The 12,696-nt window shown below is 43.7% G+C and carries 14 protein-coding genes; 2 read left to right on the forward strand and 12 right to left on the reverse strand.

The window, feature by feature from the left end; translation table 11 throughout:
• Positions 1 to 82: 82 nt before the first annotated feature.
• The 9 genes from plsY to DOT_RS05615 form a co-directional block, all read right to left on the reverse strand.
• Positions 83 to 673 carry a glycerol-3-phosphate 1-O-acyltransferase PlsY gene (gene plsY / locus DOT_RS05575; RefSeq protein ID WP_009615353.1) on the reverse strand — a complete coding sequence of 197 codons (591 nt, stop codon included), beginning with the start codon at positions 671 to 673 and terminating at the stop codon, positions 83 to 85.
• A 3-nt stretch (positions 674 to 676) separates the two neighbouring features.
• Positions 677 to 2,008 (reverse strand): ribosome biogenesis GTPase Der, encoded by a 1,332-nt coding sequence (gene der, locus DOT_RS05580; RefSeq protein ID WP_009615354.1) that lies wholly within the window; start codon positions 2,006 to 2,008, stop codon positions 677 to 679.
• The gene (locus tag DOT_RS05585; protein ID WP_009615355.1) at positions 2,001 to 3,332 is read right to left on the reverse strand and encodes a DUF512 domain-containing protein; all 1,332 of its coding nucleotides are present in this window, start codon (positions 3,330 to 3,332) and stop codon (positions 2,001 to 2,003) included. Before DOT_RS05585 ends, der begins: the two co-directional genes overlap by 8 nt.
• Positions 3,333 to 3,419: 87 nt before the next feature.
• The gene (locus DOT_RS05590) at positions 3,420 to 4,049 is read right to left on the reverse strand and encodes a hypothetical protein (RefSeq protein ID WP_040411347.1); all 630 of its coding nucleotides are present in this window, start codon (positions 4,047 to 4,049) and stop codon (positions 3,420 to 3,422) included.
• Between the two features lie 56 nt (positions 4,050 to 4,105).
• Positions 4,106 to 5,260, reverse strand: coding sequence for a putative lipid II flippase FtsW (gene ftsW, locus DOT_RS05595; protein WP_009615357.1), 1,155 nt, complete (start codon positions 5,258 to 5,260; stop codon positions 4,106 to 4,108).
• Positions 5,261 to 5,480: 220 nt separating this feature from the next.
• Positions 5,481 to 7,469, reverse strand: coding sequence for a bifunctional 4-hydroxy-3-methylbut-2-enyl diphosphate reductase/30S ribosomal protein S1 (locus tag DOT_RS05600; protein WP_009615358.1), 1,989 nt, complete (start codon positions 7,467 to 7,469; stop codon positions 5,481 to 5,483).
• 90 nt (positions 7,470 to 7,559) lie between these two features.
• Positions 7,560 to 8,156, reverse strand: coding sequence for a lysophospholipid acyltransferase family protein (locus DOT_RS05605; RefSeq protein WP_009615359.1), 597 nt, complete (start codon positions 8,154 to 8,156; stop codon positions 7,560 to 7,562).
• Positions 8,153 to 8,833 (reverse strand): (d)CMP kinase, encoded by a 681-nt coding sequence (cmk, locus tag DOT_RS05610; RefSeq protein WP_009615360.1) that lies wholly within the window; start codon positions 8,831 to 8,833, stop codon positions 8,153 to 8,155. Before cmk ends, DOT_RS05605 begins: the two co-directional genes overlap by 4 nt.
• A 16-nt stretch (positions 8,834 to 8,849) precedes the next feature.
• A complete protein-coding gene (locus DOT_RS05615) occupies positions 8,850 to 9,575 on the reverse strand; it encodes a type II CAAX endopeptidase family protein (RefSeq protein ID WP_009615361.1) in 726 nt (241 codons plus the stop codon).
• An 82-nt stretch (positions 9,576 to 9,657) separates the two neighbouring features.
• On the opposite strand from DOT_RS05615, the gene DOT_RS05620 reads away from it, so the two are divergent.
• Positions 9,658 to 9,978: a hypothetical protein gene (locus DOT_RS05620; RefSeq protein ID WP_009615362.1), complete on the forward strand. Its 321-nt coding sequence runs from the start codon at positions 9,658 to 9,660 to the stop codon at positions 9,976 to 9,978.
• Between the two features lie 34 nt (positions 9,979 to 10,012).
• On the opposite strand, the gene DOT_RS30290 is transcribed toward DOT_RS05620, so the two are convergent.
• A complete protein-coding gene (locus tag DOT_RS30290; protein ID WP_009615363.1) occupies positions 10,013 to 10,159 on the reverse strand; it encodes a hypothetical protein in 147 nt (48 codons plus the stop codon).
• A gap of 11 nt (positions 10,160 to 10,170) precedes the next feature.
• Entirely contained in the window at positions 10,171 to 10,833 is a 663-nt protein-coding gene (locus DOT_RS05625) for an HAD hydrolase-like protein (protein ID WP_009615364.1), read from the reverse strand.
• An 87-nt stretch (positions 10,834 to 10,920) separates the two neighbouring features.
• On the opposite strand from DOT_RS05625, the gene DOT_RS05630 reads away from it, so the two are divergent.
• On the forward strand, positions 10,921 to 11,130 hold the full coding sequence (locus DOT_RS05630; protein ID WP_009615365.1) for a hypothetical protein: 210 nt from the start codon (positions 10,921 to 10,923) through the stop codon (positions 11,128 to 11,130).
• Positions 11,131 to 11,302: 172 nt separating this feature from the next.
• On the opposite strand, the gene DOT_RS05635 is transcribed toward DOT_RS05630, so the two are convergent.
• Complete coding sequence (locus DOT_RS05635; protein ID WP_009615366.1) at positions 11,303 to 12,280, reverse strand: zinc dependent phospholipase C family protein; 978 nt, start codon at positions 12,278 to 12,280, stop codon at positions 11,303 to 11,305.
• Positions 12,281 to 12,696: the final 416 nt, after the last annotated feature.

Genomic DNA, 12,696 nt, shown 5'->3' on the forward strand with positions numbered 1-12,696 from the left:
ACTCCCCCTTTACTCGATGTTCGTAGTTCGTGGTTCGAATAGGCACATGACCACATCCTACAACCTCGAACAACGAACTTCATCATATCTTCTTTTCACCAAACCGATGCTCTGTTCCTTGTAACACACGTCGAAAATTCGCACGATGAAGAATCAACACGATTGATGCACCGATTAAGCCGAAAGTCTTATAGGCAATCGGCTCCGAAAAAACAAAACCTGCGATAGCAACCGTGAGTGCGCCAACTACAGAACCCATAGAGACATAACGTGTCGTTACGACTACTAGCAGGAACAGGGCAATTGCGATTACCATAATTTTGGGCATTAATACGGTAATAATACCAAAGCCCGCGGCAACCCCTTTGCCACTCGTCCGAAAGCCAAACAACGGATTCCAGCTGTGACCGGCCATAGCAAGTAATCCTCCAATGATCCCTCCCCAAGGTCCAAAGGCCCAGTAACCAAGCAGGGCAGATAAGGCACCTTTTAAGGCATCCCCAAGCAATACTAAGATACCAAATTTAGCCCCTAGCAGGCGAAAGGCATTCGTCGTACCCATATTTCCGCTGCCATGCCGACGTACATCAATCCCTTTGAGTCGCCCCGCTAAATAGGCAAAAGGAATGGCACCTAGAAAATACGTCAGGATAAAAATAAGGTAGCGTGGCATGACTTACTCCTTTTCTTCATCTTTTTGTCGAACTACAATTCGAATCGGAGTACCCTCAAACCCAAAATGCTTCCGCATCTGATTCTCTAAATATCGTTTATAGGAAAAGTGCATTAGTTCTGGGTCATTGACAAAGAAAACAAACGTTGGCGGTTTAACTCCCACTTGAGTAATATAACGGACCTTTAAGCGCCGTCCTTTATCGGAAGGGGGCGGATTAAGATGGAGCCATTCTCTGAGTAACGTGTTCAAAGTAGCCGTCGTCACTCGGGTTGAGTTTTGTTCAACCACGAAATCGACAAGTTCTAAGATTTTATTAACTCGTTGACCAGTTTTTGCAGAAATAAACATCGTTGGCGCATACTGCATAAAACTTAATTCCTCGCGAATCGTCTTTTCGAAGACGTTAATGGTCTTCTCATCTTTTTCAACGAGATCCCATTTGTTAACAATCAAGATAATTGCTTTGCCCGCCTCGTGGGCATACCCTGCTATCTTCTTATCTTGTTCTGTGACCCCATCTACAGCATCTATAAGCATAAGGATCATGTCAGAGCGATCGACTGCACGAAGAGAACGAACCACACTATATTGCTCCGTAAGTTCATCGATCCGAGCTTTACGACGCATTCCTGCGGTATCAATCAGGATATAATGCTTCCCTTCGTGTTCAAAGGGGGTATCAATTGCATCCCGGGTTGTTCCCGGAATATTACTAACGATGACTCGGTTTTTTCCAAGCATCGTATTGACCAAGGACGATTTTCCCACATTTGGACGTCCTATGACAGAAATACGTATTACATCGGGATCATACTCTTCTTCATTGTTTTCCGGTAAGTTCCAGATAACCATGTCAAGCAAATCTCCAGTATTCATGCCATGAACTGCGGAAATTGGAATCGCTTCCCCTAAACCCAGACTTAAAAAGTCGTAAAGTTGTCCTTCTACTTTTTCAAAATCTTCGACTTTGTTTGCGGCGAGTATTACAGGTTTTCCAGAGCGACGCAACGTGCGGGCTATCAATTCATCATCCGATGTAGGCGATATCTGAGAATCCACGACAAAAATAACGACATCTGCTTCTTCCATGGCGATCTCTGCTTGCCTGCGCATCTGGGAAGCGATTGGCGTCCCTTCATCCTTAAATTCGATTCCCCCGGTATCAATCAAGGCAAATTTCCGTCCAAGCCATTCGGCATCTCGATAAAGACGGTCTCTCGTCACCCCAGGCATATTCTCTACAATGGCCACAAGTCCGCCAGTGATACGATTAAACAATGTAGATTTCCCGACATTCGGACGGCCCACAATAGCCACAACAGGTTTACTCAAATATTTCACCTCCCAAAGAATATCCAATAACATGTTCCAAAAATGCGAGGCCATTGTTTTCAACAATACTCGCCTTGCCTTTAATCTCATTCTCTAACCATTGAACGCTCCGGTCATCGAGAAAAAGATCTTCGTCTGCTTTGAGCATCACGCGCGGAATTAGAAACTCCTCCCCACTCAAATCTCCTAATTGAAGAGCAATATCTTGTGCTGTGAGTAATCCCGCGACGGTAACGGATGACCCAAAAAAGTCATTTCGTATGGTATGAACGGAGAGCCTCAGTCCATTCACTCGATCCATTAACCGATCCCGCAACGATTCAAAAAATCGCTGTGCTGATGTTCCAGAAATAAGATGGATATGGCGTTCTGGAATTGTTTCCGGCAACTGTTTCCAACCGGTTTCGATCTCGGTAATAAATTTTCGTGCCATACCCACACCGTTTTCTAATTGTGGAAAATCATCATAAACAGTGGCTTCAGGGAACTCTCGCCCCGCTAAAACATAAAATTCATCAGCAAAATAAACAACATGCTGTCCTGTCTGCGCGAAAAATTTCATTTGCCATTGGTTACCTTGATCTAACGTGTGCCTCGCTTCCTCCGCTGTGAACCCACGCAATGGCGTAAGCTTTTCTCGATAGCGGGTTAACCCTACCGGAACAACTGCAATCGATTGAACTGCTGGATAGAGTTCTCCTAATCGCTCGACAGTCTCTGCCAACACGTCTCCATCATTATGTTCTGGAACCAAAACCACCTGAGCGTGAACAACAATTCCTGCCTCAACTAAGCGCCGAATCTGCTCAGGCAACTTTCCGGCGTGGGGATTTTTCATCAGACGAGCACGTACTTCTGGGTTCCAAGCATGGACAGAAATATACAACGGACTAAGATGCAAAGAGATTATCCGTGTTAATTCTTCCTCACTCAAATTAGATAGGGTTATAAAACTCCCCTGTGTAATTGATAGGCGATAATCATCATCTTTATCATAAAGTGTTGGCCGCATCCCTTGGGGCATTTGCGCCACAAAACAAAACGTACAATTATTACGACATAGTTTTAGACCCTCAGCGCTTATTGTCTCGACCTCTAAGCCTAAGAATTCTCCAGGATCTTTTTCTATTTCGATCTCCCAAAGTTCGCCATTTACCTTTTCTATAAGCAGCGTAAATTCCTCTTCCGAAATACCCAACTGAAAATCAATGATATCGTTGAGTTCATCTTCGTTCACCGCCAGAACTCGATCTCCGACTTTGATCTCCATTTCTTCTGCAATACTCCCTGGGTCGACTGCAGCGACCACAAGCCCTTTAGGCAAAATGTTTCATCCTCCTGACATTCCAGCTCAGGGCATATTATCCCAGCTTCAATCGTTTTCAAGTATACTACAAATCGAACATACCTGCTACAAGAGTTCTTGTTCTTCCGATTGTTCATAAGTTGCGACTCCATTCACAAGTAATACATCGGCGGCCTTTTTTTGCATCTCTCTGGCAAGATAATATTGCCAACCTATTCGAAGTGCAGCCCAAACGACAAGTATCCCCACGCCGAAATTCCAAACAAACGCATCCGGAAAATCCGCATGCCTCACAATCCCCTCATTAGTAAAACGCACAAAGACTTGGTTCAAAAGGATGCTCCCTGTAAAAGCGGCGGCTGCTCCCCAATAACACTTAGCAGTCAACCAAGCCACTAATACGAGTGCAACCATGAAAAACCAAGATCCATAGGGGATAACTCCAGGATCATTAACAATAAAGAGCGTCTCCATGCTTATTATAAAACTTGTAATGACAAAAGGAAATATTTTCCTCTCAGCGCGTTGCAGTGCCCATACCCAGAAAAACAACATGACCGCCAGACGTGCAAAATGCCAGTGCCAAGGCATTGTCGAAGGGACCATTATCTCTACTCCTTTTCCTATTAACCAGGCGATGGTCAAGAACAGGAAAAATCGCCGAGACGCTCGTTTTTCAACCCAGGTCGCCAGTGCTAAGAAAAGAATAACCCATTCTCCATAGGGAAAAATCAAGCCAAATTCCTCCTTGAAAGATTCTTCTAGCCATATTATTCCCATTTAGATCGAGTTTACACTGTAACTTTTGAGTGGTTCGTTTCAATGTTACTCTTAGCCACTTTTTTGCGATAGCGAGATATGTTTAACAACAAACCTAGTTCCGTCAAGGTTATGACCAGAGAACTCCCACCGTACGAGATTAGTGGCAGGGTAATCCCTGTGACTGGTAATACACCTGTAACGACAGCCAAATTGATTGTTGTCTGAATCGCCAATGTTGATGTCAGTCCAAAGCCCAATAACCTTCCAAAACGATCCGGACATTCCTGAACAACGTAGTAGGCTCGTGCATACAACGCAATAAAAAGGAATACTAAAAAAAGAGTGCCCACTAAACCAAGCTCTTCTCCAACCATGGCAAAGATCATATCGGTATGATTTTCCGGAAGAAACCCGTATTTTTGCAAGCTTCGTCCCAAACCCACTCCAAACAAGCCACCCGAGCCAAAGGCAATTTCGGCATTTGTAATCTGATATCCTATATCCTTAGCATATTTCCAAGGGTCTAACCAGACCATAATCCTCTGCCATTGATAACCATGGATAAAGTAAAAAAGGGGTATGCCAAGGGTTGGGACAGCAGCTACAAACCAGATCGACGAAAGTTCTGTTTGTAACAGCATCACGGCACTCGTGAGTGCTAAAACCATTGCTGTCCCTAAGTCCGGCTGTTTATAAACGAGTCCTAAAATAAGAATTGAAACAGGAATCAGTATACCCAATGGAATACGCCAATCTTTGCCTTGTTTGACTGGGAATCGGTCTAAAATATGAGCATAAAAAAGCACTAAGGCTAATTTTATTATTTCAGAAGGTTGAACTGTAATTCCCGCAATCTTAATCCAACGAGCGGAACCTTGGGTTGCGATCCCTTTATCCGTAAAGATAACGGCGATTAGTAATCCCAGACTAAGCAGCACACCAAAGCCCGCGAACCTCCGCCAAAACACATAAGGAACTTTAATAGCTATAAACGCAAAGAGAAAACCCACAAGCATCCATTTCATCTGTTGGAAAACATAGAAATAGGAATTTTGTGTAGCGTTAAACCCACGTACTGCCCCAGCACTCAGTACCATAATTAATCCAAATGCTAATAGGGCCAGTGTTAAGAACAATATAGGGAAATCAATAGGCGCCAATTGTCGTTTAGCCGTCTGGATCACCTTCCTTATTTGCCATATATATTGAACTTAAATTAATGCTCGTCGCTCTTACTTGAGAGCACGCAAGCACATTTGCGTCGATGAACACAAATGTGCTTGCATAACAGACCTCAAATTGCATCCATTCTCACCATTGACCCAAGCCCCCGTCCGACCCCAGCCAGAGGAAGTTTCTTTGCTGAGAGAGCACTTTAGTGGAATTGCGTCAAACTGACTCATACTATTCCTCTCGGTTTTCTGTAGGAGATATTTCTCCCACCACATCACCGATGGTTACCGGTTTGCTTTCAGATTGTGAAGCCAACGCTTGCGCATCGTTTTGCTGAGCTGAGTCTTTGATCACCTCACGAATGCTAAGACTGATCCGTTTCGCCTCTGGCTTGCACTCAATGACCTTAACACTAACCTTATCCCCAACTTTTAGAACATCTTCCACTTTATTAACTCGATGATCCGCTAATTGGGAAATATGAACTAACCCATCCACCCCGTCTGAAAGTTGAATGAAAGCACCGAATGTAACAACCCGCACCACGATACCATTAACTAACGAACCTACGGGATACTTTTCGGCCGCCTGAGCCCAAGGACTTTCTTGGAGTTGTTTAAGCCCTAAGGAAAGCTTGCCTGTTTGTTGATCAAGTTTTAAAACTTTGACCTCTACTTCATCCCCTGTTTTTAAAATCTCCGAGGGATGTTGAACCCGGGTGTGGGCCATGTCTGATACATGAAGTAGTCCATCGATCCCACCGATATCCACAAATGCACCGAAATCGGCCATCCGCCGGACGACCCCTGTTACCACATCACCTTCTTTGAGGGTTTCCAGTAAATGCTTGCGCTTTATCGCTTGTTCTTCTGCTAAAATTATTTTTTGGGAAAGAACCACTTTCCGCTTAGAGGGATCAAATTCGATCATACGTAAGCGGAGAGTTTGACCCAAAAACTGGTTTAAGTCTTCAACGTAACCCAGTTGGACTTGAGAGGCAGGAACGAAACCACGTATTCCCACATCAACAACCAAACCGCCCTTTACAACCTCCACGACTTTTGCTTGAATCTCTTCTTTAGTCTCTGCTAACTTTTTCAGATGTTCCTCTGCCCTCTCTTCATCTGCTTGTCGCTTCGAAAGGACTGTATGCCCAGCTTCATTTTCCACCCGAATAACCACGGCAGAAATTTCGTCTCCGATAGATAGGAGATCCTCTGAGCGTGCTTTCCTCGCCGTTAGCTCTTTTAGTGGAATGACTCCCTCCGATTTCCAGCCGATATCAACAAATACCTCGTCATTAGTAATTTTAACGACCTTTCCGGAAACCCGGGTACCTAGATGAAGCTCTTGAAAACTTTTATCCCAACTGGCCATATCCATTTCTTCTTCATTCATTTCAGACATTTTCTGATAAACCTCCTCAATGATCCAATCTGGTGTTGAAGCCCCTGCGGTCAAACCTGCACTCTTAGATTCTTTAAACCAGATGGTTTCTAATTCCTCAGCCGTTTCAATTAGATATGTTTTCGTGCGTTCTGCACAAATACTCGCCAATTTTCGAGTATTCGCACTATTTCGCCCACCTACAACCACCATAACGTCGACTTCTTCTGCTAACTCACGGGCCGCCTTCTGCCGCTCTGCCGTTGCATTACAGATCGTGTTGTGAACCGTAAGCTCTTCCGTATGAAGTTTCAGTTCTTCGACAATTCCCTCAAAATTTTCCGTAAGCTGAGTTGTCTGCGCCAAAACGGCTAAATGAGGGAAAAACGGAAGTTCTTTCGCTTCTTCCACTGTTTGGATGGGTATGGCATCTTCTCCAGCCCAACCCAGAATTCCCTGTACCTCAGGATGGAGCTTGTCACCCATAACAATCACTTGTTGTCCCATCTGAGCCGACTCAGCAGCCAGCCGTTGAGCCTTCTGTACAAAAGGGCATGTGGCATCCACAACTTGTAGGCCCTTATTTTCAGCCCCCTGATAAACAATGGGGGCTACACCATGGGACCGGATAATCAGAGCTTGTTCTAACCTTACCTCTTCTAAATCATCAACGACACGAATTCCGCGTTCTGCCAAGCGTTTCACAACCTGCTGATTATGAATAAGTGGCCCAAGGGATACTGCCGATGAGGTTTCCACTGTTCGTTCTGCCATATCCAGAGCGCGCTTGACGCCAAAACAAAACCCGGCTTTAGCCGCCCGCTTAACTTTCAAAACCAAGTACCCCCTCCATATCGTAATATAAAGTGGATTAATTCTCTACGCTGTTCCTAAATTCCTGCTATTTTGTGGGAGATATATTCATTACTTTGCCTCGGATAATTCCGACATCGCCTGCATAACTCGATTGGCAATCCATTCTCGACGATTTTCCACCCCTACGGGAGCCTTTAACATTTCAGCTGTCAACGGCTTACCAACCACGACTCCAAGCTTTCCCCATCCTTTGGTAAGCAAGTGCCGTGTTCCGTGCACCTTTATGGGGACAACAGACGCTTTGCTTTTATCCATCAATAGTACAATTCCTGGCAGGCCTTTTGGGCTTGCCCCTGTCTTTGATCGTGCCCCTTCAGGGAAAAGCCCAAGTACACGGCCCTCTTTTAAAACCCCAAGAGACTGTCTGATGGCGTTAATATCGCCCTGCCCTTGTTTAACTGGGAAGGCACCAAGCTTTAAAAGAATCCGCCCTAAGACAGGTATCGAGAATAATTCTTCTTTGACCATAAAGAAAACCTGACGTGACAGACTACTTGCTGCGACAATAGGATCCCAAAAATTAACTTGATTAAGCGCTAAAATAACAGGGCCTTCGCTTGGCATATTTTCTACACCTTGCATTTTCCAGCCCATTAACCGGAACTGAAAGCGAAACACTCTTTTCATAAAATCGTATAACGTCATCTTTCGTCCTCCCGTGTTAACGCTACAATTTTAGCTACTATCCCCTCTACACTCAAGCCCGTAGTATCCAGAATGACAGCATCTTGAGCAGGCTGTAACGGAGAAACTTTTCTCCCAATATCCTGACAGTCGCGTTTTTGCATGTCATGAGTCACTTCTTCAAAAGAAACATTTTTCCCTGCATTTAATAGTTCCCCCCACCGACGCCTCGCTCGTTCTTCAAGGGTTGCCGTTAAGTAGATTTTAACATCAGCATCGGGCAGTACATGGGTACCGATATCACGACCATCCATAACCACCCCCCCTCTTTTTGCCGCCTCGCGTTGCAATTCAACCAAACGTTCCCTGACCCCAGTATAAGACGCAACAATTGGAACAGCTCGTGAAATTTCCGGACTTCTTATAGCCTGCGTGACATTCTCACCATCACACCATACAGTTCTTTCCTCCGAGTGATCCAGAACAACCTCTGTAGTTCTAGCGATTTTACTTACGCGTGGTTCATCTTCTATTTGAATTTCATTTTTCAGTGCTTTATAAGCGATTGCCCGATACATAGCACCTGTGTCCACATAGAAAAGATTTAATTTCTTCGCTACGAGCTTAGCAACCGTACTTTTTCCAGCACCAGCTGGCCCATCGATAGCGATTTGTAAAGTGGGTTGTTGTTGATTCACCTTAAAATCCTCCTTTTTAAATCGATAGCCCTGCGGCGATCAGTGTAGCAACAATGTTATTTAACGCATGTAGCGCAACAGAAGGATAAAGGGATCTGTACTTGTTATAAAGGTAAACCAGAGATATTCCTAAGATGAAACGAGGAAAGAATCCATAAGCTTGGAGATGAAGACCAGAAAATATGACGGCACTAATCACAGCTGCAGTCCATTTTCCAAAGTGCGCTTGTAAACCTCCAAAAACTATTCCTCTAAATAATGTTTCTTCCACTAAGGGAGCTAAGACACCAGCTAAGATCAAATTAAGAATCAAAGTATACCAAGTGGTCTGCCCCAGCAACTTGCTATAAACATCCGTGCTTGGAGGGGTTAACCCATACTTTAAAAGGACAAGGGCATAACAAATATTGATGGCCCAAGTTATGGCATACAATACTAAGACCTTTGATAGTATTGTTCTCAAGGACACAGCTTGCCAACCAAAATCTGCCCATTCCCAATGTCGCATTTTTTTTAGCACCCAAATCAGAAATACAAAGGACAGCTGAGTCATAAATGCATTCAAATACATTAATACGCGTTCATGAGGCCACCACTCCATTATCCTGAACGTTCCGTAAGCCAATAGGATGTATATAAAAACAATCCCACCTAAAATCAAGGCAAGATCTACCCAATCTAATTTTCGTTTCTGAAGCAGGGTCTCAACCTGGGCTAAATTTGCTTCGGTTTCCTTGTCCATACTAACCTCCGTCTTTCCTCACTTTGACACATATTTCTTTGATTATTTTCCCAGACTAAACCCTAAAGGAAGGAGGATTTATATGCATTCACCGAACAACATAACACTCCAAATATATCATCGTTATTTTAAAATTCCCTTAGAACGCTATTTCAATACAGTGGCCGATTTCCTAGATCCCTGGGATGAGCGTGCCTATCAGTTTGTTGTAAATCAATACCTAGAAGAAATGAAGGATAGCGGCATCGTAGGAATGGTACGACAAGAAAAGGACGAGAATTATGTTTATCTGGATGCTGCGGTCCGTTACCCGCTGACCATGGATGGTCGAGTGTCACCTGTAGCCATGGACGGCGAGAAGGGACCGCTGACCATTGACTCGAACAAGGATGTTCGAGGTTAGAGCGCCACCAAGACTCAAACAAGGATGTTTGAGGTTAGAGCATCGCCATGACTCGAACAAAGACGTTCGAGGTTAGAACACCGCCCGAAGACACTGTCTTCGCACGTATTAGCCTTCTTGCAGGATGGCGAGGTGTCGTGATGGCAAGGCGCCGTGATGGTCGAGTGTCAACTGTAGCCATGAATGAACCAGTTAAACAAGGTCAAATAATAACAATTTTTCTAAATCCCTGACGCTTTGAACAATGAAATCAGGGGAGGCAACGCTTAATTCTTCAATCGTCCCATAACCATATCCAACCGAAATGACATCAATACCGTTAGCTCTAGCGCCTTGGACGTCATAACGGCGATCACCAATCATTACCGTTTTAGACTGTGATCCTGCTGGCACTTTTTTCAGTACCTCCGCAATCAATACATCCTTCTCTACAAATTGACCGTTCAACTCGCTTCCCATGATAACACTAAAGTAAGAATCCAGTGAGAAATGTTGAAGGATTTTTTCAGCAAAGACTTTGGGTTTTGAGGTCGCCAACAAATGCTTACAGCCCTTTACCACTAATTGAGAGAGTAGCTCAGGGATCCCCGGGTAAACGGTATTTTCATAGAGACCTATCTCCCGATAACGCTCCCGATAAATAGTGATGGCTCGATTCAGTAGAGTTTCATCTGTCGTTTGCAGCAAGGTTCTAAAACTTTCTTTTAACGGTGGACCAATAATCCAGTCTAAATCATCAACCTCGCCAAGAGGATAACCCAACCGATTTAGGGCGTATTGAACAGATAGGGTAACCCCTACCTTAGGGTCTGTCAATGTTCCATCTAAATCCCAAAGCAACACATCATAATGCACAATAACGCCTCCAAGCTAATTTCCTTAAATTCTCTGGATGAATTCAACCCGAAAGGGCCATTCTAAAACTAAAGGAGGGATTTGAAAATGTTTTATCGTCAAAGACAACACCACCATGCCCACGGATTGTTCTTTGTTCTTAGTCTCATCGTAGCTTTTATACTGGGTCGAAAATCCGAAAAGTATGGCTATACCATTATATCACGAGGATGCGGATGCTCTAATGAGGATGAGGTTAACGATGATGAGATGGATATGATGGACGATTTCAAAGCGAACAATAACTTTCCACAATAACTTATGACGTTCACGTACTTAACAATAATCCAAACTCCGAGCTTTCCTCGGAGTTTTTTTTGTTTATGCCAAGTCAAATAGTTTCCTCTCAAGACCGATGTTCTAACTTCGAACATCCTTGTTCGAGTCATCGTCGCGCCCGTGATTTAGCGCAAGCTAGGTTTTCTTTATATCATACCTGTAAACGGTGTTCAATGGGTTCTAGCCGAAAAAATTTCATTTGCGTTACAGGTACATAGGATAATCCGCTGTCAAGCGACAGTGGCGGAAGATCTCGGAGAACTATAGGCCATTTTTCCGTTGAGTATGTACCTAATTGTTCAAATAAATTAATAACCTTCTCAACACTCATATCATAGAGTTGATCTAAAGTCATTTCATAGGGTTCACCGGTAACGGGATGTAACCACTCTAAACTGGCATCAAAAAATGATAAGTTCAGCGGTTGTGGGTAGAACAAAGCTTCCAGCTTTTCTACCGATGGATGTCCCAAACGCCGGTAAAGAGCTAACACCCGCCAAGGGATTGACCAGCTAAAAGCCGTTTGAAGAAAGCGGTGATTACGCCATGCCTTTTCAAAATGCGCAATGATGCTTTTATCTTCATTATAAGCATAATGCCCAATAAACAGTTTAAACGCTTGGCGCCCGGATTCTCCCACCTCACGCCAGAGATGAATCAAGTCTGTTGGATATTCGATTGGATCAATGGTCTCTAACCAAAGATCGATGGCAGTTTCTAATAAACGATGACGAAACACGGCCTTGCCCCGTTCCAGCGAGTTCTCAGCAAAATAGTTTCCGCTCATATAATAAACCATGGGATGGAAGGTGCTGTCGGCTACAAAGTGTGTCAACATGCCAAGCACAAAAGCCAGATGGGCATGTTTATTCTTCTGAGTAAGTGCTGTTTCCATTATTTCAATTAGTGGGAGCAGGGTATTCTCCCCATTCACGCCATGGAGTTGGTTGGCAACTCGCTCGATACTCGCTTCAGTCGGTTTGGACAAATCATAAAAAGCAATATCATGGGCAACCGCACCAAAATAATATAGAGCAGGATTGTTGGCAATGATTTCCCCAACCATCGCCGGGACTCCCCTTTGCCACGCTTCGCGAGCTATATGCCAGTGTGTTAGTTCCTTCGGCACTGAACCCCTCCTCTCCAACCCCAATAATTCTCCTTAAACTGTCAATCTCCTGCTATGTAGTAGGTCCTAATATAGGACATTACTTTAAGTAAATGCCCAAGACTTTCAAGGTTCAGCCACACCTTCATACTATTTATTCTGACGTGAGATTAGACAGGAGGAATCTGGGCAAAGCCATGACGGAGAAAGCATCCTCTAACAGAATAGACCTTTTTGCAGTAAGAATTGTGATCGAATTAACCAACACGCTTTTAAATGTAACATTTATGTTTCGTATTTTAAATTATTTTAAATCAATTATTTTTAACCAAGTAATTTATCGAAATATATATTTTTTATTTAAAAGATCAAAAATTATTCCTCAAATCGTAAAATGAATATAGGTTAATCATATCTAATTTATTAATTATTATATT

It is taken from the genome of Desulfosporosinus sp. OT (assembly GCF_000224515.1).
Classification (GTDB): Bacteria; Bacillota; Desulfitobacteriia; order Desulfitobacteriales; family Desulfitobacteriaceae; genus Desulfosporosinus.